Origin of the sequence: Bradyrhizobium sp. BR 1432 (genome assembly GCF_051547705.1) — a bacterium.
GTDB lineage: Bacteria > Pseudomonadota > Alphaproteobacteria > Rhizobiales > Xanthobacteraceae > Bradyrhizobium > Bradyrhizobium zhanjiangense.
Genome location: NZ_JBPUGF010000003.1, coordinates 7,610,110 through 7,630,621, shown reverse-complemented (window position 1 = coordinate 7,630,621; position 20,512 = coordinate 7,610,110). Strand labels below are relative to the sequence as shown.

General features: G+C 64.1%; 15 protein-coding genes and 4 pseudogenes. 16 read left to right on the top strand and 3 right to left on the bottom strand.

Going from position 1 to position 20,512, the window contains the following annotated elements; genetic code table 11:
• The first annotated feature begins 33 nt into the window (after positions 1-33).
• Positions 34-1,113 carry an isocitrate/isopropylmalate dehydrogenase family protein gene (locus ACSKB8_RS37085; RefSeq protein ID WP_438109454.1) on the top strand — a complete coding sequence of 360 codons (1,080 nt, stop codon included), beginning with the start codon at positions 34-36 and terminating at the stop codon, positions 1,111-1,113.
• Positions 1,114-1,121: 8 nt separating this feature from the next.
• Here ACSKB8_RS37085 and ACSKB8_RS37080 read toward each other — a convergent pair whose 3' ends face one another.
• Entirely contained in the window at positions 1,122-2,018 is an 897-nt protein-coding gene (locus ACSKB8_RS37080) for a LysR family transcriptional regulator (protein WP_438109453.1), read from the bottom strand.
• Positions 2,019-2,479: 461 nt separating this feature from the next.
• Positions 2,480-3,367, bottom strand: a complete 888-nt coding sequence (locus ACSKB8_RS37075; RefSeq protein ID WP_438109452.1) for a LysR family transcriptional regulator — start codon at positions 3,365-3,367, stop codon at positions 2,480-2,482.
• A gap of 187 nt (positions 3,368-3,554) precedes the next feature.
• On the opposite strand from ACSKB8_RS37075, the gene ACSKB8_RS37070 reads away from it, so the two are divergent.
• The 10 genes and pseudogenes from ACSKB8_RS37070 (at position 3,555) to ACSKB8_RS37025 (ending at position 13,263) form a co-directional block, all read left to right on the top strand.
• The gene (locus ACSKB8_RS37070; RefSeq protein ID WP_438110826.1) at positions 3,555-4,478 is read left to right on the top strand and encodes an N-carbamoyl-D-amino-acid hydrolase; all 924 of its coding nucleotides are present in this window, start codon (positions 3,555-3,557) and stop codon (positions 4,476-4,478) included.
• A gap of 35 nt (positions 4,479-4,513) precedes the next feature.
• Positions 4,514-5,335 carry an ABC transporter substrate-binding protein gene (locus ACSKB8_RS37065; RefSeq protein ID WP_438109451.1) on the top strand — a complete coding sequence of 274 codons (822 nt, stop codon included), beginning with the start codon at positions 4,514-4,516 and terminating at the stop codon, positions 5,333-5,335.
• Positions 5,332-6,189 carry an amino acid ABC transporter permease gene (locus ACSKB8_RS37060; RefSeq protein WP_438109450.1) on the top strand — a complete coding sequence of 286 codons (858 nt, stop codon included), beginning with the start codon at positions 5,332-5,334 and terminating at the stop codon, positions 6,187-6,189. The genes ACSKB8_RS37065 and ACSKB8_RS37060 overlap by 4 nt, the downstream gene beginning before the upstream one ends.
• A complete protein-coding gene (locus tag ACSKB8_RS37055) occupies positions 6,186-6,950 on the top strand; it encodes an amino acid ABC transporter ATP-binding protein (protein ID WP_438109449.1) in 765 nt (254 codons plus the stop codon). Before ACSKB8_RS37060 ends, ACSKB8_RS37055 begins: the two co-directional genes overlap by 4 nt.
• A 13-nt stretch (positions 6,951-6,963) precedes the next feature.
• Positions 6,964-7,779 carry an ABC transporter substrate-binding protein gene (locus ACSKB8_RS37050; RefSeq protein WP_438109448.1) on the top strand — a complete coding sequence of 272 codons (816 nt, stop codon included), beginning with the start codon at positions 6,964-6,966 and terminating at the stop codon, positions 7,777-7,779.
• Entirely contained in the window at positions 7,766-8,656 is an 891-nt protein-coding gene (locus ACSKB8_RS37045) for a polysaccharide deacetylase family protein (RefSeq protein ID WP_438109447.1), read from the top strand. The genes ACSKB8_RS37050 and ACSKB8_RS37045 overlap by 14 nt, the downstream gene beginning before the upstream one ends.
• A gap of 20 nt (positions 8,657-8,676) precedes the next feature.
• Positions 8,677-10,260 (top strand): ABC transporter substrate-binding protein, encoded by a 1,584-nt coding sequence (locus ACSKB8_RS37040; RefSeq protein ID WP_438110824.1) that lies wholly within the window; start codon positions 8,677-8,679, stop codon positions 10,258-10,260.
• Positions 10,257-11,632 (top strand): annotated as a pseudogene (locus tag ACSKB8_RS37035) (amidohydrolase family protein). Before ACSKB8_RS37040 ends, ACSKB8_RS37035 begins: the two are co-directional and overlap by 4 nt.
• A 37-nt stretch (positions 11,633-11,669) precedes the next feature.
• A pseudogene (locus tag ACSKB8_RS37030) lies at positions 11,670-12,599 on the top strand (N-carbamoyl-D-amino-acid hydrolase).
• 18 nt (positions 12,600-12,617) lie between these two features.
• Positions 12,618-13,263: pseudogene (locus tag ACSKB8_RS37025) on the top strand (flavin reductase family protein).
• Positions 13,264-13,279: 16 nt separating this feature from the next.
• On the opposite strand, the gene ACSKB8_RS37020 reads toward ACSKB8_RS37025, so the two are convergent.
• Positions 13,280-13,942, bottom strand: a complete 663-nt coding sequence (locus ACSKB8_RS37020; protein WP_438109446.1) for an aspartate/glutamate racemase family protein — start codon at positions 13,940-13,942, stop codon at positions 13,280-13,282.
• A 153-nt stretch (positions 13,943-14,095) separates the two neighbouring features.
• On the opposite strand from ACSKB8_RS37020, the pseudogene hydA reads away from it, so the two are divergent.
• The 5 genes and pseudogenes from hydA (at position 14,096) to ACSKB8_RS36995 (ending at position 20,499) form a co-directional block, all read left to right on the top strand.
• Positions 14,096-15,566: pseudogene (gene hydA, locus ACSKB8_RS37015) on the top strand (dihydropyrimidinase).
• Positions 15,567-15,578: 12 nt separating this feature from the next.
• Complete coding sequence (locus tag ACSKB8_RS37010; protein ID WP_438109445.1) at positions 15,579-16,556, top strand: NAD-dependent epimerase/dehydratase family protein; 978 nt, start codon at positions 15,579-15,581, stop codon at positions 16,554-16,556.
• Between the two features lies 1 nt (position 16,557).
• The gene (locus ACSKB8_RS37005; protein WP_438110823.1) at positions 16,558-17,319 is read left to right on the top strand and encodes an SDR family oxidoreductase; all 762 of its coding nucleotides are present in this window, start codon (positions 16,558-16,560) and stop codon (positions 17,317-17,319) included.
• Complete coding sequence (locus tag ACSKB8_RS37000; protein WP_438109444.1) at positions 17,316-18,833, top strand: NAD(P)-binding domain-containing protein; 1,518 nt, start codon at positions 17,316-17,318, stop codon at positions 18,831-18,833. The genes ACSKB8_RS37005 and ACSKB8_RS37000 overlap by 4 nt, the downstream gene beginning before the upstream one ends.
• 46 nt (positions 18,834-18,879) lie before the next feature.
• Complete coding sequence (locus ACSKB8_RS36995) at positions 18,880-20,499, top strand: ABC transporter substrate-binding protein (RefSeq protein ID WP_438109443.1); 1,620 nt, start codon at positions 18,880-18,882, stop codon at positions 20,497-20,499.
• Positions 20,500-20,512: the final 13 nt, after the last annotated feature.

Below are 20,512 nucleotides of genomic sequence, written 5' to 3'. Positions count from 1 at the left end.
CACCATCACAGGATAATTTGTCGAGCGAGCATCATGAAGGATACTTACAAGATCGCCGTCGTGCATGGAGACGGTATCGGGCCCGAAGTCGCTGGTGCGGCGGTCGCGGTGCTGCAAGCCGGTGTCCAGGCCGGGACGCTCCATTTTGCGGAATATCCCGCGGGCGCCACGCACTTTCTCGAAACCGGGGATTCGTTTCCGGCCACCTCGTTCGAGGGCTGCCGCACAGCCGATGCTATTCTCCATGGTGCGGCCGGCATTCCCGGTGTGGTTCACCGTGATGGAACCGAAGCCGGACTCGATTTCACGCTCTCGCTTCGCTTCAAGCTCGACCTGTTCGCCAATGTGAGGCCGATCAAGCTGTACAAGGGCGTGCCGTCCCCGCTCGGGCGGCCGGGATCGATCGACTACGTCATCGTCAGGGAGAACAGCGAGGGCCTCTACGCCGCGCGCGGCGCCGGCGCGCTGCTCAGGGAGGAAGTCGCAGTCGACACGCTCGTCCAGACCCGGAAGGGCATCGAACGCATCGTCCGGTTCGCATTCGAGCTTGCGAGAACACGGAATGGTTCACCAAAGGACGGTCGGCGCCGGGTGACCTGCTGCGACAAGGCCAATGTGCTGCGCACTTACGCGTTCTTTCGTGCCGTCTTCGACGAGGTCGCCAAAGACTATCCCGACATCGAAGCCGAGCACGTCCTTGTCGACGCGATGACGGTTCATCTGGTCAACAAGCCCTCGCATTTCGACGTCATCGTCACCGAGAACATGTTCGGCGACATCATTTCCGATCTCGGTGCGGCGACGGTCGGCGGCATGGGCATGTCGCCATCGGAAGAGGTTGGGGACGGGATCGGTTTCTTCCAGGCCTCGCATGGCTCGGCGCCCGACATCGCAGGAAAGGGGCTCGCCAATCCCTATGGGACGATCCTGGCGGCGATCCTGATGCTGCGGCGGCTCGATCAGCGCTATCGGGACAGCCGGCTGCGGCTTGGTGCCGACAGGATCGAGGCCGCGGTCCGTGCCGGGCTGGAGGATGCAGCGCTGAGGACCCGTGACATCGGCGGCAGCGCAACGACCAGTCAGGTCGTCGATGCGCTTCTGAAGTTGCTCTAAGCGCGGCGTCAGCGCAGCTGGGCCAGGCTCGAGCGGATCAATGAAATCAGTTGTTCGGTGTTCGGGCGCCTGACAGGGCCGCGCGGGGTGATCAAGCCGATCTGGCGAAGCTTGACGTGGTCCGAGATCGGGACGACACGAAACTGCTGCACGCCGGCCTGCACCAGAGCGACCCGCGGTACGATTGCGATGCCGAGGCCGGACGCTGCCAGGGCCAGCGCCGTCGTAGCGGCCTGGACCTCGAATTGCACATCGAGGCGGACGGCGAGGATCTCCAGCGTCTCGTCGATCAGCCCTCGGACCGCTGTCGTCTTCGACAGCAGGATAACCGGCTTTTCGACGAGATCGGCGAATCCGATGCTTGATTGGCCCTCGTCGAATACCGGCGGTACACAGGCAAAGAGGGGATCTTCAAGGATCGGCTCGAACTCACAATCCCCCATGTCGGGGACCTCCGGACCAATGCCGAACTCGACATCTTGCCGCTTCAGCAGTTCGAGCATCGGTGTCGTGGAGAGCTCCATGAGCTGGACCTGGCTCCGCGGATAGCGGACCTTGAATGTCGCCAGGATGTTGGGCAGCCATCCGGACGCAAGTGTCGGAACGCAAGCCATTCGAATGTGACGGCTGCGGGATTGCGCTGATTCGGTCAGCAGATCCAACCCGGACTGAACTTCCTGGAGGGCTCGCTTTGCCTGTTCGAACAGGATCCGACCCTCAGGTGTAAGCAACACCTTCTGCGGTGTCCTGCGAAAGAGCAGGACGCCGATCTGCTCCTCCAGGTCGCGAACCTGCATGCTGATGGCAGACGGCGACCGGTTGGATTCCTCTGCAGCCTTTCGGAAGCTTTCGTGCTCGGCCGCGAGCAGGAAAGTATGGAGAAGCTTCAGGTTGATGTTCGGCAAGTCCGAATACCTCGTTCAGCGCTCATGCGCTCCATGCGGAATGACCCCAACGCGGATTGACATGTATATCTGGCCAAGAAGGCGGCAGTCTTGATCAAACCAGATCATCGCGCCCTGGCTCGACGAACCCACGATCTTCCGTATCGCTGCGGCCTTCGAGGCGGCGCAACCCTGGGCGGAGTTCTGGCCGTCGCTGGCGTTACGTGGGCTGGCCGGGGGGCGTGCCAAGGGGTGAAGCGGGCATGATGGAATAGTGCCGGTGTTTTGCCTGACGTGTCAAATATCCAGACCACGATCCGGAAGAGTGCGCAGCAGTTTCTCCGAAGAAGGGCGGGCGAAAACCCCTTTGCTGACAATGCCATGTCTACTGTGCATGGAGTTATTTTCGATGTTCTGTTGGCCTAGCCAAGCGCGATCGGCGCGGCCGCTGAGCTCTTCGTGTCGGCAGTACGGTGCCCTGATCATTCCAGTTGTCGGCTTGCTCGGCGGACTTCGTCGAGGAACGCTCTTGCAAGACGCGAGAGCGGCTCCGCTTCGGACCACAGCATGTATGCTAGCGCAGGTGTTTCGGGAAGGAAGGGGCGTATGACCAGCTCCTGACTGCCAGCCTGGTGCGGTGAGAACGGATCCACCACCGCCGCGCCGACGCCTGCTGCGGCGAGCACGCAGGCGGTGTTGCAGTATCGCACCTCGACAGTTGGCTGGAATGGAGCGCCGGCCGAAGCAAAACTCGCACGCACGGCTTCACCCAACTGCGTTCCGCGCTCGAGCCCGATGAAGGGGAGATCGGCGAGATCGGACGCGGTGATCACCGCGCGGTCCGCCAGCGGATGCCGCGGCGGCACGACGCAGACCATCTCGCCGGTGTGTACCACTTCATGCGCGATGCCCGGATGATGCGAGAAGCCGAGCGCGAAGCCGAGCTCGGCGACCCGGCTCAGGAGCCCGTCGATGATGCCCTCATAGCGGCGAACGTCGAAGAACATCCGCGTCTGCGGCCGCCGGCGCAGGAAGTCCGACAATGCGGGCGGGATGATGCTGTAGGCCAGCGGCGGCGTTGCGACGATCGAGAGATGCCCCGTGCGACATTCCCTGAGATCACGGACGCGGTTTTCCAGCTTGGCATGCAGCGCAAAAATCGTCTCGCTTTCCTTGTAGAGCGCCATCGCCTCGGCGGTCGGAAACAGGCGGTTGTTGACGCGCTCGAACAAGGCGAAGCCCGCCTGCGTCTCCATCGCCTTCAACGCGTTGCTGATCGCCGGCTGTGACAGCGACAGCTCCTCGGCTGCTGCGACTGTCGTCCGGTGTCGAACGACCGCACGCAAAATTTCGAGTTGGCGCAGGTTCATCTATTCGTGCCCGTTATAGTCCGACCGAAAATATCATAGCACGAGTGATTGCCAACGCCGCTCTCATTTCTTGTAATGCGGTGCGGAATGAGCGCTGCCGAGGGAATATCGGTCCGCCTATCGAGGCAGCAGTCCGCATCATTTGGAGGCAATGTTGACTCGCGTTCTTCGTGCTGCCGCAGCCCAGATGGGGCCGACGCAAAGAGCTGATGCCCGTGCGCACACACTTGATCGCATGCTCCGGTTGCTCGAAGAGGCGGCCGCGCGGGGGGCGCGGCTGGTGGTGTTTCCCGAACTCGCCTTCACGACATTCTTTCCGCGCTGGCTGCTCGAAGGCGATGGGCTCGATCAGTATTTCGAGCGCGGCATGCCGAATCCGGCTGTCCAGGCGCTATTCGACCGAGCCCGCGAACTGCGCGTCGGCTTCTATGTCGGCTATGCCGAACTTACCCCGGATGGCCGTCGTTACAATTGTGCGATCCTGGTTGGCGACAGCGGCGAGATCATGGGTCGATATCGCAAGGTGCATCTGCCCGGATCGGTCGAACCGCGATCGGGCGCGCGCTACCAGCAGTTGGAAAAACGCTACTTCGAATATGGCGATCTCGGCTTTCCCGCCTTCCGCGCAGGATCGGCGTGGAGCCACGCCATCATGGGCATGATGATTTGCAACGATCGCCGCTGGCCGGAAGCCTGGCGCGTGCTGGGCCTGCAGGGAGTCGAACTGGTCTGCATCGGCTACAATTCGGCGGCCTACGATCCGAACGGCGGCGCCACCGAGGACGCGGCACTGCGCACCTTTCATTCGACGCTGGTCGCGCAGGCCAACGCCTACATGAACGCGACCTGGGCGATTGCAGTAGCGAAGGCCGGCGAGGAAGATGGCTCTGGCCTGATCGGAGGCTCATGCATTGTCGATCCGAACGGCAGGATCGTCGCACAGGCGAAGACACTGGCGGACGAGGTCGTCGTTGCCGACATCGATCTCGATCTCTGCCGCCAGGGCAAGGACAAGATGTTCAATTTTGCCGCCCACCGGCGGCCCGAGCAATACAGGATGATCACTGAGCGCGCCGGCGTGGTCGAGCCGGCCGTTCTCGACATGGACTGACATGCGGCCAGTCGCGCGTTGGCAAAGGAGCTGACATGACACGCCTCTCGCTTTTCCTCGGCCTTGCCGCATTCGCTGCCGCCTCCGTGCGGGCGGGCGAACTACCGGCGGAGATCAAGCAGACCGGCACATTGAAGCTGACGGTCAATTCGACCTATGCTCCAATGGAGTACCGTGATCCCACGACGAACGAACTCGTCGGCCTCGACATCGATCTGGCCAATGAACTTGCCAAGCGGCTCGGCGTCAAAATCGTCTGGAGCGAAACGCCGTTCGCTGAACTCATCCCGTCGCTGCAGACCAAGCGCGCCGATTTCATCATCAGCGGCATTTCCGACCGTAACTCACGGCGCGAGACCGCCGACTTCATCGACTACCTGACCACCGGACCGCAGTTCTTCGTTCTGGACGGGCATGAGGCAAAGGTCGCCGCCGATCTCTGCGGCAAGAAGGTCGGCACCACGCGCAGCACGAGCTTTCCGGTCGAGATCGAGAAGTGGAGCAAGCAGAACTGCGAGGCTGCAGGCAAGGCGGCCATTCAGTATGTTCCGGGCGAGAACTCGATCGACGTCCGCAACCAGCTCAAGCAGGGCCGCATCGACGCCGCGGTGCAGGGCAGCGAGACGCTGCCCTATGCCCAGCAGCAGGAGGCAGGCAAGTACCGTGTTGTCGGCGAGCCCTTCGCAATCGGCTATCAGGGCATCATGTTCCGCAAGGACGATGCTGCCCTACGCGAGGTGGTGACGGAGCATCTCGCGGCGATGATCGCTGACGGCTCCTACAAGAAGATCCTCGACAAATTTGGTTTGGAGGCGAATGCCGTCGCCAAGCCGATGATGAATGCGGCGCCGCAATGAGGGCGGCCCCGACGCTTGCGGAAGGCTTTCCCGATCTCTCGCAGATGCAGATCGCGCGGGAGATCCACTGGCGGCGGTGGCTGGCTGCGGCCGCGATCGTCGTGGTGCTGGCGGCCATCGCCCGTGCCTTTGCCGCCGGCCAGATCGAATGGTCCGATGTCAGCCGCTTCCTGACCGCGAAGGTGATCCTTGAGGGTATCGTCAACACCATGGTGATGGCGGTGCTCGCCATGGTGCTCGGCATCATCCTCGGCGTGGTCGTGGCGATCATGCGGCTGTCCCCCAATCCGGTGCTGAAGTCGGTCGCTGCAGGCTACACCTGGCTGTTCCGTGGCACGCCGCTGATCCTGCAACTGCTGCTCTGGTTCAATCTCGCACTGGTGTTTCCGACCATCGGCATTCCCGGCCTGTGGACGGCACGTGCCGTCGACGTCATGACGCCCTTCCTCGCAGCGCTGCTCGGACTCGGCATCAACCAGGGCGCCTATACGTCGGAGGTGATGCGCGCCGGCATGCCGTCGGTCGATGCCGGGCAGTATGAGGCGGCGCAGGCGATCGGGATGGGGCGGCTCCGCGCGCTGCGGCGGATCATCCTGCCGCAGGCGATGCGCGTGGTGATACCGCCGCTCGGCAATGAATTCATCGGCATGGTGAAGGCGACCTCGCTCGCCAGCGTGATCCAGTATCCCGAGGTGCTGCATAACGCCGAGAATATCTACTACGCCAATTCGCGCGTCATCGAACTCCTGATCGTCGCCGGCTGCTGGTATCTGCTGGTGGTATCGATCCTGACCCCGCTGCAGATGCTGCTCGAGCGCCGCTTTGCGCGTGGAACGGCACGGATCAACCGATGACGAAGCCCCTCGTCGCGATCCGCTCCGTCAGCAAGGCCTTTGGAGAGTTCCAGGCTCTCAAGAATGTCTCGCTCGACGTGTGGCCCGGCGAGGTGCTTTGCCTGATCGGTGCGTCGGGCTCGGGCAAGACGACGCTGCTTCGTTGTATCAACCAGCTCACCGAGATCGATAGCGGCGGCATCTGGCTGGATGGTGAACTGCTCGGCGTACGCGAAGAGGGTGGCAAGCTGCGCCGCCTGACCGAACGGCAGATCGCGCGCCAGCGGCTGAAAACCGGGATGGTGTTCCAGCAATTCAACCTGTTTCCGCACAAGACGGCGCTGGAGAACATCACGGAAGGACCGGTGCAGGTGCAGGGCCGCTCGCTGGATGAGGTCCGCGCCGAGGCGATCGAGCTGCTGCGCCGGGTCGAGCTTGCGACGAAAGCAAACTCCTATCCGTCGCAGCTCTCAGGCGGTCAGCAGCAGCGCGTGGCGATCGCGCGCGCACTGGCGATGAAGCCGATGCTGATGCTGTTCGACGAGCCAACCAGCGCGCTGGATCCCGAGCTCGTGGGCGAGGTGCTGTCGGTTATGAAGGAGCTCGCGCAGAGCGGCATGACCATGATGGTGGTGACACATGAGCTTGGTTTTGCCCGCGAGGTCGCTGATCGCGTCGTCTACATGGACCATGGCGCAATCCTGGAGTCCGGGCGCGCCGCTGATGTTCTCGGGGCGCCGCGCGAGGCGCGCACGCAGGCATTTCTGGCGGCGGTGATTTGATGGGGGGAGTTTGATGATCAGACTGATTGTCGCAGGCGTGCTTGGAGTGGTCCTGGCCGGGGAGGCCTTTGCGATCGAGCTGCCAGCGGAGATTGCGAAGCGCGGCAGCATCAAGGTCGCAATCGTGCCGAACTATCCGCCGATGGAGTTCCGTGATCCCGCCACCAATGCGCTGGCCGGATTCGACGTCGATCTCGGCGAGGCGCTCGGCCGCAAGCTCGGCGTCAAGCTGGAGTGGGAAGAGACCAGCTTCGCGCAGTTCATGCCGTCGATCTCGTCCGGGCGGGTGGATGCGGTCCTGTCGGGCTTTACCGACTACGCGACGCGGCATGAGGCGGCAACCTTCGTCGATTATCTGCGCAGCGGCCCGCAGTTCTTTGTGCAGAAATCTCGTGCGGCCGAGTTCAAGGACATGGCGGCGCTGTGCGGCAAGAAGGTCGGCGCCAGCCGCCGCACTATGTTTCCGGATCAGATCGCGGCGTGGAGCACGGCGCATTGCGGCAGCAACGCGATCGTATTCGTCGGCACGGAGGGCTCCGCCGACGCGCGCACGCAACTGAAGCAGGGGCGGATCGACGCGGCGGTCCAGGGCAATGAGACGCTGCCCTACATCATGGACCAGGAACCCGGCGCCTATGCGCCGGTTGGCCAGGCGATCGCGGCGCAGTTCACCGGGATCGCGTTGCCGGTCAAGGAGAAGGCACTGCAGCAGGCCTTTGTAGAGGCACTCGATGCGTTGATCGCCGACGGCACCTACCGCGGCCTGCTTGCAAAGTGGAAATTGACCGACAACGGCGTAGAGAAGGCGACCATCAATGCTGGACAGTAAGGCACTCCAGAGCATCCCGCTCGTCCCGGCGAACACCGCGGACCCGGCACCGAACTATCCCTGGCCGAAGCCGTGGACGTCGGCCATGTTCCTGTCGTTCGACGTCGACGCGGAAAGCGCCTGGACCAGTAAGGACGCCGTCCACGCGCAGCGTCTGATCACCATGAGCTATGGCGGCTATGAGGCGCGGGTCGGCACGCCGAAGCTTTTGGAGCTGCTCGACCAGCTCGATCTGAAGGCGACGTTCTTCGTTACGGGATGGTCGGTCGACGCGCATCCCGCAATGGCGGAATCCATCCTCAAGGCGGGCCATGAGATCGGCCATCATGGCTACCACCATCTGCTGCCCGACCCCGGCGATCCCTGGATCGAGGAAGAGCTGGAGCGGGGGTTTGAGGCGCTGAAGCGCCGGCTCGGCGTCAAGCCGATCGGCTATCGCGCACCCTATGGCGAGTTCACTGAGGAGCTGCGTCGAGCGCTGGTCCGGCACGGCATCGTCTACACCTCCTCGTTCCGCGACGACGTCCGGCCCTATCGTCATCGCCTCGCCGACGGCAAGCCCGGCACGATCGAGCTGCCGGTCACCGCGAGCTATGACGACTGGATGCACGGCCTCTCGGCGCGGTTCAGCCCGCGCTCGATCTTTCCCAAGGAGCATGTGCTCTCGATCTGGAAGGACGAGCTTGACGAGGTCCGCGACTGGGGCGCGATGGTGACCACCGTGCTGCATCCGCAATGCAGCGGCCGTCCGATGCAACTCCGTCTGCTCCGCGAGTTCCTGACCTACGCCAAATCCTGCCCGGACGTGTGGATCACGACCGGGGAGGCGATCGCAGCAAACTTCCAGCACCACGAAACGGCGGGTCAATCGCGCTGATGAGCAGGGGCAAGTCGTCGATGCAGCTCTCCCGCCGGTCCCTGTTGCGCGCTGCGGCGGTGGCGCCCGCGCTGTCGTTTCCGGGTATCGTGCGCGCGCGATCGCAGTCGACGCTGCGCTTCATCCCGGTGATCGATCTGGCGTTCGTCGACCCGATTTATTCCACCGCACAGGTGTCGCGCAACCATGGCTTCATGGTCTACGACACGCTCTATGGCATCAATTCGGCGCTGGAAGTCTCGCCGCAGATGGTCTCGGGCCACGTCGTCTCCAATGACGGCAAGCAATGGGACCTAACGCTGCGCGATGGGCTGTTCTGGCATGACGGCGAGCGAGTGCTGGCGCGGGACTGCGTTGCCAGTATCCGACGCTGGGCCTCGCGCGACGGATTCGGCGGCGAATTGATGGCGGCAACCGAGGAGCTGTCCGCGCCGGATGACCGTACCATCCGCTTTCGCTTGCGGCGGCCGTTCCCGCTGCTGCCGCAGGCGCTCGGCAAGGCCGCGGTGCATGCCGCTTTCATGATGCCCGAGCGGTTTGCGAGCCAGGATCCACTCAAGCCGATCACCGAAGTGATCGGCGGCGGGCCGTTCCGTTTCATCGCGGATGAGCGCGTGCCGGGCGTACGCAACGCCTATGCCCGGTTCGAGCGCTATCAACCTCGCCAGGACGGCAAGCCGGATTGGACCGCCGGTCCCAAGGTCGTGCACTATGACCGCGTTGTGTGGACCACGACGCCGGACCCGGGGACCGCTGTGGCGGCCCTCCAGACTGGCGAGCAGGATTGGCAGGAAACCACGCCGCACGATTTGCTACCCGTGCTGAAGCAGTCCGATGAGGTCGAAACGCGTGTGCTCGATCCCCGCGGCTATGCGTGCATGCTCCGCGTCAATCACCTGCAGCCGCCGTTCGACGATCCGGCGATCCGCCGTGCGCTGCTCGGCGCGATCGATCAGGCCGACTTCATGACCGCGGTCGCGGGCGGAGATCCGGCGTACCAGCTCTCGCCGATCGGCTACTTCGCACCGGGAACGCCGATGGCCAATGACGTCGGGCTCAACGTCTTCCGCGGCCCGCGCGATATGGCTAAGGTGAAGGCCGATCTGGCGGCGGCTGGCTACAATGGCGAGAGGGTCGTGCTGCTGTCGCCGAGCAATTCGGCCGCGCAAAAGCCGCTTGGCCAGATCGCCGCCGACATGCTGCGGAGGGCCGGGATGAACGTCGACCATCAGGCGCTCGACTTCGCGGTCGTGCTGCAGCGCCAGCTCAAGAAGGATCCAATCGACAAGGGCGGTTGGAGCGCTGCCGTCGGCAATTGGCAAGGCATCGACTGGCTCAACCCGGCCGGTAACACCAATCTGCGCGGCGAAGGCAAAGTCGCCGGATGGTATAGCAGCGAGAAGATGGGCGGCCTGCGCGGCCAGTGGCTCGCGGCTTCCTCGCTCGAAGAGCAACAGCGGATATGCCGCGAGATCCAGGCGCTGGCGTTTGAAGAGATTCCGTATTTCCCGATCGGCCTGTACAAGCAACCGACCGCTTACCGCAAGAGTATCACCGGCATCCTCGACGGCACCACAGTCTTCTGGAATGTGCGTCCATCATGAGCAGCATCGCGATCTTCGGCAGCTACGTGTTATCACGCTGCGACGATACGCAGGACGTGCTTCGCGATCATTGGGTGCTGATCGAAGGAAAGAAGGTCGCGGCTATCACCAAGGACAGGCCGTTCGCCGCCGAGGTACATGATCGTCCCGGGCGCTTCATCCTGCCGGGCCTGATGAACTTGCACAATCACTGTTTCAGCGAGGCGGTGGCGCGCAGCCACACCGAGGATGGCAACGGCCGGCGCAACAATCAGAGCATCGTCTATACGGTGCTGCTGCCGCTGACCAAACGCGGCGCCGATCTGCTCTCGGCCGAGGAGCGCCTTGCGGTCGCGCGGCTCGGCATATTGCAGTTACTCAAGGGCGGGGCGACCACGGTGATGGAGCCGTTCCGCAACACGATCCCCGAGATGTTCGACGCCGCCGAGGAGATGGGAATCCGATTCTACTGGCGCGCCGTATCTGTTCTCGACCTCGGACGCCAAGGCCGGCCCGGACGGTGTGGTCAGATACGCCGGTGACGACGGCGCGGTCGACCTCGCCACCTGGAACATGCTCTATCAGCGCTGGAACGGGTGTGGTGAGGGACGGATTCGGCCTCGCGATGAGCCCGCATGCGACCGACACCTGCGGACCCGATCTGCTGCGTGCTTGTGCGGCCCGGGCCCGCGAGCTTGGCGTTCCCATCACTACCCACCTGGCGCAAAGCCGTGCCGAGGTGGAAACGATTGGCAAGCGTTATGACGGCCGCACGCCGGCCGAATATCTCGATTGGCTGGGCCTGCTGGCTCCTGATCTTCTCGCAGCGCATTGCATCGCAAGCTCCGACAGCGATCTGAAGCTGATGGCGGCGCGGGGCGCTGCGGTGTTGAATTGCCCGCGGGTGTTTGCGCGATCCGGCGTCACGGCGGCGTTCGGCCGGTTTGCCGAACATGGCGTGCGCACCGTGGTCGGCACCGACGGCTACAACATGGACCTGCTTGGCGAGCTCAATGCGGCCTCGATGATCTCCAAGCTTGCGCTGCAGCGGGCCGAGGTCGCGAGCGCGCCTGACCTGATCGAAGCGGTGACAGCGACCGCGGCTGCGCTGGTGAAGCGTCCGGATATCGGGGCGATTGCGCCCGGCGCAACGGCCGATCTGACAGTCATTGACATGACCCATCCGCACCTGCAGCCGCTGTTCGATCCGCGCCGCGCGCTGATCGCGCTCGGCAACCGCGCCAATGTCGATCAGGTCATCGTCGACGGCCGCTTGCTGATCGATGCGGGGCGCTATGTTCACGGCGACGAGGCTGCGATCACCACCGCGGGGGCTGCCGCGATCGGCAAGATCTGGGACCTGCCGGAAGCGCAGGCCGCGTTCAATGGCTGAGGTCCCGCCGCACGATTTGCCAAGGAGAACGACGACCATGCGCATGATCAACGTCGCCGCGGCCCAGATGGGCCCGAATCCAAAGCGCGGAGGGGCGCGATGTCGTGGTCAGGCGCATGCTCGCGCTGATGGATGAGGCCAAGGCGGAAGGCGCGGACCTGATCGTCTATCCCGAGCTCGCGCTGACCACTTTCTTTCCCGCGCTGGTACATGGAGAACCGCGCCGACGCCGATGGCTGGTTCGAGCGCGAGATGCCCAATGACGCCGTGCGGCCGCTGTTCGATCGCGCGGCCCGCCACGAGATGGCGATGAGCTTTGGCTATGCCGAACTGACGCCGGACGGCCATCATTTCAACACCGCGATCCTCACCGACCGCAGCGGCAATATCGTTGGCAAATACCGCAAGATCCATTTGCCCGGCCATGCCGAGTTTGATCCGGAACGTACGCACCAACATTTGGAGAAACGCTATTTCGAGCCGGGCGATCTCGGCTTTCCGGTCTGGCGCAATCTCGACGGCATCATGGGCATGGCCGTCTGCGACGACCGCCGTTGGCCGGAAACCTATCGCGTGATGGGCCTGCAGGGCGTCGAGATGGTGCTGATCGGCTACAACACGCCGTCGGTCAACGCGCAGAAGGGTGACGAAGGGCCGGAGAAGCGGCTGTTCCACAACCGCCTTTCGGCGCAGGCCGGTGCCTACCAGAATTCCTGCTGGGTGATTGCGGTCGCCAAGGCCGGTGACGAGGACGGTCATCGCTTGATCGGCGGCAGCATCATCGTCAATCCGGACGGCGAGATTGTCGCCGAGGCCGAAGACGGAGGATGACGAGCTGCTGGTGCATCCCTGCGATCTCGACGCCACCGCGTTCGGCAAAGAGACGATCTTCAATTTCGCCGCCCATCGTCGCACCGAGCATTATGGCCTGATCACCAGCCGTACCGGCGCGATCCCGCCGCCGTGAGCTGAAGGTCGTGTAGCGATGACGAGCCTTTCCTTTCGCGACCTTGCGCCTCGGGACCGCTACAAGCTGCTGTGCGGCGTGGTGGTGCCGCGACCGATCGCCTTTCGTCACGACGATGGACGAGAACAGCTCGCTGAACGCGGCGCCGTTCAGCTTCTTCAACGTGTTCTCCGAGGACCCGCCGTTGATCGTGCTCGGCCTGCAGCATCATCCCGACGGCCGGTTCAAGGACACCACGCGCAACATTCACCGCACCGGCGAATTCGTCCTGCATATGGTGGACGAGGCGCTGGCGAAAGCAATGAACGACTGCGCGGTGGACTTCCCCTCCGGCGAGAGCGAGGTGGCGGCCGTGGGTCTGACGACGCAGGCCAGTGCCGAGGTCAAGGTGCCGCGGCTGGCTCGGCACCCTTTGCGCTGGAGTGCCGGCGGCAGGTCTCGCTCGCATTTGGTCCAGGCCGCGAGTTGCTGGTCGGCGAGGTCTTGCATCTGCATGCCCGCGAAGGTCTGCTCGATCCGGCGCGGATGCATGTCGACATGGCGACCTATCAGCCCATCGGACGGCTGTTCGGCAATCTCTATCTCGACCCAGCGCGACATGTTCGCGATGGACCGCGAGAGCTACGACGATTGGCAAGAGAGGCGGGCGCGTGGAGCACGCTAGCCCGCCAATCACCGCGTCACGACGCGCCGAATTGCACGGCGCCCAGCGCCATGGTGACGGCGGCCTGGGTCGGATCGATCACGGGAATGCCGAGTGCGTCCTCGAGCGGCTTGCGATGGCGCGCCATGCCCGCGCAGCCCATCACGATGGCGCCGGCACCATCTTCTTCTTTCAGGGCGCGGCCGACCGCGATCATCTTCGCGAGCGTGCCTTCGCCCGATGCGGTTTCCGCAACGCTCATGTCGAGCGGACGCTCGCCGGCCAGCCGATCCATCAGGCCCATCTGGCGCAGATAGCGCATGTGCCGGCGGATCGAGCGCTGCGCGATCGCAATCACGCCAAAAGTCTCGGCGCGGGTCAGTGCAGTCAGCACGCCGCATTCGGCAATGCCCAGCACCGGCCGCGTGGTCGCCTCGCGGCAAACATGCAGGCCGGGATCGCTGTAGCAGGCGATCACGAAGGCTGCCGACTCGTTGTCGCCGGCGACGGTGCGCCGCAGCGGCATCACCACGCTTTCGGCATCGGCCTGGCTTTCGATGCCGTAGGGTCCTTCGGCCAAGGTCTCGCACACGATCTCTGGACCGTCGGCAAAGGACAGCGGCTTCAACGCCTCGGCAAGGCCGGCAGTGACCACGCGGTTGGAGTTCGGGTTGATGACCATGATGCGCGGTCGGGGCATGGGAGGTTCCTGTTTGGGCAGTGTTGACGGTGCGAAACAGAGGCAATCACTATGCCATGGACAGCATGAAGCGGTCATGCGCAGGGCGCAAGGGCGCGCCGCGACGAAAACAGGCGCCGATGAATTTCGAAAGTTACGCAAGGAGACACCGTCATGACCGAACCCGCCTATGACCTGATCATCCGCGGTGGGCGCGTCGCCACGACCACCGACGTATTCGAGGCAGACGTGGCGATCGCAGGCGAGGCCATCGTCGCGGTCGGGCGCGGGCTCGGTCCGGCCAAACGCGAGATCGACGCGCGCGGCAAGCTCGTGCTGCCCGGCGGCGTCGACAGCCATTGTCATATCGAGCAGTTGTCTGCTGCCGGCATCATGAATGCCGATACCTTCGAGAGTGCCACGACGTCGGCGGCCTTCGGCGGCACGACCTCGGTCATCTCCTTTGCCGCGCAGCATGTCGGCATGCAATTGGGGCAGGTGCTGGAGGACTATCACGCGCTGGCACGCAGGGGCGCGGTGATCGACTACGCCTTTCACATGATCATCGCTGATCCGACCAAGGAAACGCTGGAGCGCGACCTTCCGCTGCTGATCCGTCAGGGCCATGGCTCGATCAAGATCTTCATGACCTATGACCGACTGAAGATCGACGACGAGCCGCTGCTCGACATTCTCGTTGCCGCGCGCGAGGGCGGCGCGATGCTCTGCGCCCACGCCGAGAACCACGGCATCATCTCCTGGATGGTGAAACGGCTGTTGGCGCGCGGCTACTCTCATCCGAAATATCACGCGATCAGCCATGCGCGCTTTTCGGAAACCGAGGCGTTCAACCGCCTGATCGGCATGGCGGCGCTGGTCGACCAGCCGATCATGATCTTCCATGTATCGACCGCCGAGGGCGCGCAGACAATCCGCGATGCCCGCGGTCAGGGGTTGAAAGTGTTTGCCGAGACCTGCCCGCAATATCTGTTCCTCACCGCCGACGATCTCGACAAGCCGGGCGCGGAGGGGGCCAAATGGATGTGCAGCCCGCCACCGCGCCGCAAGGACGACCAGGAGGCGCTGTGGAAGGCGTTGGCGCTCGGCGACTTGCAAACCATCTCCTCCGACCATGCGCCGTATCGCTTCGACGAGACCGGCAAGCTGCGCGCCGGGCCGAACCCTGAACTTCAAGCAGGTGGCCAACGGCCTGCCGGGCCTCGAGATGCGGCTGCCGCTGCTGTTCGACGCGATGGTTTCCAAGGGGCGGCTCGGCCTGGAGAAATTCGTCGAGCTGACCGCGACCGCGCCGGCCAAGATCTACAATCTGCATCCGCGCAAGGGCTCGATCGCCGTTGGCGCTGACGCCGATATCGCGATCTGGGATCCCGATCGCCGCGTTACCGTCACCGACGCGATGATGCATGATCTGGCCGGCTACACGCCGTTCGCCGGCCGTTCGCTGCAGGGCTGGCCGGTGACGGTGCTCTCCCGCGGCCGCGTCATCGTCGAGAGTGGCAAACTGAACGCGTCGCCGGGCTCCGGCCGCTTCCTTGCCCGCAGCGGCGGCGAGGCGGCGAAGCCGACCGGTCGATTGGTCGCGGACATGAGCCCGGAGCAGAATTTTGGCGCCAAGCTATTGTGAGCGGTCAGCGCGATGAACGTGGTGATCTTCGGCGGCGCAGGTTTTGTCGGGCTCAATATCGCGGAGCTGCTGCTTGCCCGCGGCTATGAGGTCACGCTGTTCGATCAGGCCGAATTGCCGGCGGAGGCGCGCTGCGCCTTTGCACCTTACGGGGAACGCTTGCATGTGCTGCGAGGGGACGTGACTGACCGCAGCGCGGTTGAGGCCGCAGTCGGGGCGGCATGCGATGCCGTGGTGCTGGGCGCCGCGATTACGGCAGGCGCAGCGCGCGATGCCGCCGAGCCGGAGCGTATCCTGGCCGTCAATCTGCTGGCGCAGGTGCCGATCCTGACCGCTGCGAGCAAAGCAAACGTGCGGCGGGTGATCAACTTGTCGTCCGCTGCAAGCTATGGCGCGAGCGGCCGGCATTATCCGCTGCTCGAAGAGACGACGACCTGCGATCCGCAATCGCTGTATGCGATCACGAAATTCGCCTCCGAGCGTGTGATGGCGCGGCTCTCCGACCTGTGGCAGGCTGATGTGATCAGCGTCCGGCTCTCGGGCGTGTTCGGCCCGCACGAGCGTGCCGGCGGTTTCCGCGACACGCCGTCGCCGCAGGCGCTGATCGTGGATTGCGCGCGGCGGGGCGCGCCGGCGTTGCTCAGCGAGCCCGGCGCGCGGGACTGGGTCTATGCAGCCGACGTCGCCGATGCCGTCGGCGTGCTGCTCGATGCCGCCCAGCCTCGCCACATGCTTTACAATATCTCGAGCGGCGTAACCTTCACCGCCGAAGCCTGGGGCAGGGCTTTTGCTGACCCGGACGGCGGTTTCGTTTGCCGCGTGGCTGTCTCCGGCGAGACACCAACCGTGACGGTGCACGGCCCGACCCGGGCGCCGCTATCGGTACAGCGCATGGCCGACGAATTCGGATGGCGCGCCAAATATGGCTGCGAGGAGTCCGCGGAGCATATGCGGCGCTGGTTGCATGATCATGATCGGGGAGGCGCCTGAGATGAAGCTGGCGGGCAGGGTGGCCATCATTACAGGCGGCGGCTCCGGGATCGGCCGGGCCAGCGCCGTTCTGTTCGCCCGCGAAGGCGCCTTCGTTGCGCTGGTCGATCGCGATGCTGACGGTGCCGCCGAAACGCTGGCCATGCTTCGCCAACAGGATGGCAGCGGCAGCGTCCATGTCGGTGATGTCGGTGACGCCGATTTTGCAAGCGCCACCGTCGAAAGTGTCGCAACAAGCCGCGGCAGGCTCGACGTGTTGATGACCTCTGCCGGCTTCTCCTGCGGTGGCACCGTGATCACGACCTCACCAACGGATTGGGACGCGGTATTCCGCGCCAATGTCGGCGGCACCTGGTTGTGGGCGCGAGCGGCCGTGCCGGTCATGCAGCGGCAAGGCAAGGGCGCCATCGTCACGCTGGCGTCGCAGCTGGCGATCGCCGGCGGCAAGGGCAACAGCGCCTATATTGCTGCCAAGGGGGCCATCGTCAGCCTGACCCGCACCATGGCGGTCGATTTCGCCACCGATGGCATCCGCGTCAACGCGTTGGCGCCCGGCGCGATCGACACGCCGCTGCTGCGCCGCAGTTTTGCACGCCATGCCGATCCCGAGCCGGTGCGCGAAGCCTCGCGGCAACGTCACGCCATGAAGCGATTCGGCAGCGCCGACGAAGTGGCCGCGGCCGCGCTCTATCTCGCCGGTGACGATTCCTCCTTCGTCACCGGTACGGTGCTTCCAGTCGATGGCGGGTGGCTCGCGGCATGAGGGATGGTCTTGCAGCACTCGCGGTTCAGGTCCGCGCCGATCTTGCCAAGACGGCGCATCCGAGCATGCCCTGGCTGACGCCGATGACTGCTCCCGATGGCGGCCACGCTCTGGATGTGCTCATTGTTGGGGCCGGTCAATCGGGTCTTGCGACGGCTTTCGGCCTGCAGCGCTCAAAGGTCACCAACATCCTCGTGCTCGACAAGGCGGATAAGGACTTCGGAGGCCCCTGGCTGACCTATGCGCGGATGCCGACCCTGCGCAGTCCAAAGGATTACACCGGACCTGATCTCGACCTGCCAAGCCTGACCTATCAGGCCTGGCATGAGGCCAAGTTCGGAATGGAGAGCTGGCGCGATCTTGGTCTGATCCCGCGCGAATATTGGGCGGCCTATTTGTTGTGGTACCGCAAGGTGCTTGATTTGCCGGTGCGCAATGGCTGCGAGGTGACCGATATCGCACCCGGGGTAAACGGCCTGCTGCAGGCAATAGTGAGGACTGCTCGTGGCGAGGAGATGCTTTACGCCCGCAAGATCGTGCTCGCGACAGGACAGGAAGGCATGGGCGGTTGGGGCATTCCCGAACCGTTGCAGCATCTGCCGTCGTCGCGATGCGTCACCTGCGCGGCGCCGACAGATTTTACCGCGCTACGCGGCAGGCGAGTCGCGGTGATTGGCGCAGGCGCCTCGGCCTTCGATAACGCGGCGATGGCACTCGAGGCAGGTGCGGGCGCCGTGCATTTGCTATGCCGGCGCGCTGCGATCCAGCTGGTGCAGCCCTATCGATGGCTGACCTTCCGCGGCTTCCTCAGGCATTTCTCCGAGCTCGACGATTCCTGGCGCTGGCGCTTCATGCGTGCGATCCTCGAGCTGCGCGAGGGATTTCCGCAAGCCACCTATGATCGCTGCGCCCAACATGCGACATTCCATCTGCACGAGGGCGCACCTGTCGAGGGAGCGTGGGACACCGTTGACGACGTGCTGCTGCGCACGCCACGTGGCGAGATCGCGGTCGATTTCGTTATCTGCGCCACCGGCGTCATGATGGATTTCGCCGGTCGCCCCGAACTGAAGCGGTGCGCCGATAACATCGCGCGCTGGGCCGACTGCTATACGCCGCCGCCGCAGGAACAGAGCCCGCGCCTTGGCGCCTTTCCTTATCTGTCGGACGATTATGCCTTCCGCGAGCGCGCGGCTGGGCGAACGCCGTGGATCTCCGACATTCACCTGTTCGCCATCGCCTCGACCATGAGCTTTGGTCCGTCCGGCTCCTCGATCAATGCGATGACGACGGCGGTGCCGAAGCTGATCCACGGCCTCACGCGCGGCCTGTTCCGCGCCGATATCGACAAGTACTGGGCGGCATTCCAAGCCTATGATGTACCTCAGGCCGTGATCCGGCGCACGCCGGCGACTGCGGCGGGGACGCGTGACGACGGCAAGCAAACGAGCATCCTGCCGATGCATTCCACTGCGACGAAGAAGCATGCCAAACTGCCCGTTTCTGGCACATGATTTGCTGCCATCTCGGGCGTGCGCGGCCTAACAAAGGACAGAAGCGATGTACCCCGTGATTTCCAGGCATCTGATTTCGGCGTCCGCCGTTCTTCTTTCGGTGACATTGATTGCGCCCGCGGCCCATGCGCAGAGCCGCGCTGAGACCTTGCGCTACGTGACGGCGGCAACGGTCAACACGCTCGATCCCAACATTCCCGGCTCGACCCGCGAAGCCTTCGCGCTCAGTATGAGCAGCTATGACCGGCTGGTGTCGTTCGGCCGCAAGCAGCTCAACGGCAAATGGGTGTTCGATCTCGATACCATGAATGGCGAGCTCGCGGAGTCCTTCAGCGTCAGCCCCGATGGCTTGAAGCTCACCTTCAAGCTCCGTCCCGAGGCCAAGTTCCATGACGGCTCGCCGGTCACTGCAGAAGACGTGAAATGGTCGCTCGACCGCTGCGTCACCGCGCCGGTGCTCGGCAAGGCGCAATTGCTGACGGGCTCGATGACCAGCGCCGACCAGTTCAAGGTGATCGATCCCCTGACCTTTGAAGTGACGTTGCCGCGGCCCGACAAGCTGGCGCTGCCGAACCTTGCGACCGTGTATCCCATCATCATCAATTCCAAGCTCGCCAAGTCGCACGCGACGCCTGAGGATCCCTGGGCGCTGAGCTGGCTGAAGGAGAACGAGGCGGGCAGCGGCGCCTATATCGTCGAAACCTTCAAGCCGGGCGAGCAGGCGATCGCAAAGCGCAACGAGGCCTGGAATCGCGGCTCGTCGGACAAGCCGGCGTCCTTCAAGCGGCTGATCATCCAGTCGGTACCGGAGCCGGCGACGCGCGCCAATCTGGTCGAGCGCGGCGACGCCGACCTCGTGATCGACCTGCAGGCCAGCGACGTGCAGGCGCTGGAAGCCAAAGGCAAGCTGAAGGTGATTTCGACGCCGCAATACAATGCGGTGACCTTCATCTCGATGAACAACAAGATCCCACCGTTCGACAACGTCAACGTCCGCCGGGCAGTCGCCGCGGCGCTACCCTACGATGACATGTTCAAGGCGGCGCTGTTCGGCCGTGGTGCGCCGCTGTTCGGTGCCAGCTGGGCCGACGGCAAGCCACCGAGCGGCGGCTATCCGATTCCGCAACCGGTCAAGCTCGATCTGGAGAAGGCGCGGGCTTATCTGAAGGAGGCTGGCGTGCCCGAAGGTTTTGCCACGACCTTCAGCTTCAACGTCGGCCAGGCCTCGACTGCCGAGCCGATGGCCGCCCTGGTTAAGGAATCGCTGGAGAAGATCGGTATCAAGGTCGATATCCAGAAGCTGCCGGATGCGCAGATGTCGACCGCGATCAATGAGAAGAAGCTGCCCTTCTTCACCGAAGGCATCGTCGCCTGGCTGCCGTCGACCGATTATTTCTACCGCAACTTCTACACCGGCAATCAGCGCTGGAACTATTCCTCCACGGACAATGCCGAGTTGGAGAAGATTGCGCAGGCGGCGCGCTTCGAGCCGGACAAGGCGAAGTACGAGGCGGAAGGCAAGGAGCTCAACGCCATCCATTTCGAGCAAATGTTCCAGGTCCCGCTCTGGCAGCCGGCGCAGGACGCGGTGATGGCCGCCAATCTCGACGGCTACGTCTACCAATTCACCCGCCAGGTGGATTACCGTAACCTGAGCCGAAAATAGCAGCGGAGCTGGG

Excerpts from the sequence above, each read along its gene's own strand:
- ACSKB8_RS37010 (WP_438109445.1), top strand. The coding sequence starts at position 15,579 with ATGAACGTGGTGATCTTCGGCGGCGCAGGTTTTGTCGGGCTCAATATC.
- ACSKB8_RS37070 (WP_438110826.1), top strand. The coding sequence starts at position 3,555 with ATGGGGCCGACGCAAAGAGCTGATGCCCGTGCGCACACACTTGATCGC.
- ACSKB8_RS37020 (WP_438109446.1), bottom strand. The coding sequence starts at position 13,942 with ATGCCCCGACCGCGCATCATGGTCATCAACCCGAACTCCAACCGCGTG.
- ACSKB8_RS37005 (WP_438110823.1), top strand. The coding sequence starts at position 16,558 with ATGAAGCTGGCGGGCAGGGTGGCCATCATTACAGGCGGCGGCTCCGGG.
- ACSKB8_RS37050 (WP_438109448.1), top strand. The coding sequence starts at position 6,964 with ATGATCAGACTGATTGTCGCAGGCGTGCTTGGAGTGGTCCTGGCCGGG.
- ACSKB8_RS37040 (WP_438110824.1), top strand. The coding sequence starts at position 8,677 with ATGCAGCTCTCCCGCCGGTCCCTGTTGCGCGCTGCGGCGGTGGCGCCC.
- ACSKB8_RS37055 (WP_438109449.1), top strand. The coding sequence starts at position 6,186 with ATGACGAAGCCCCTCGTCGCGATCCGCTCCGTCAGCAAGGCCTTTGGA.
- ACSKB8_RS37045 (WP_438109447.1), top strand. The coding sequence starts at position 7,766 with ATGCTGGACAGTAAGGCACTCCAGAGCATCCCGCTCGTCCCGGCGAAC.
- ACSKB8_RS37085 (WP_438109454.1), top strand. The coding sequence starts at position 34 with ATGAAGGATACTTACAAGATCGCCGTCGTGCATGGAGACGGTATCGGG.
- ACSKB8_RS37075 (WP_438109452.1), bottom strand. The coding sequence starts at position 3,367 with ATGAACCTGCGCCAACTCGAAATTTTGCGTGCGGTCGTTCGACACCGG.
- ACSKB8_RS36995 (WP_438109443.1), top strand. The coding sequence starts at position 18,880 with ATGTACCCCGTGATTTCCAGGCATCTGATTTCGGCGTCCGCCGTTCTT.
- ACSKB8_RS37000 (WP_438109444.1), top strand. The coding sequence starts at position 17,316 with ATGAGGGATGGTCTTGCAGCACTCGCGGTTCAGGTCCGCGCCGATCTT.
- ACSKB8_RS37065 (WP_438109451.1), top strand. The coding sequence starts at position 4,514 with ATGACACGCCTCTCGCTTTTCCTCGGCCTTGCCGCATTCGCTGCCGCC.
- ACSKB8_RS37060 (WP_438109450.1), top strand. The coding sequence starts at position 5,332 with ATGAGGGCGGCCCCGACGCTTGCGGAAGGCTTTCCCGATCTCTCGCAG.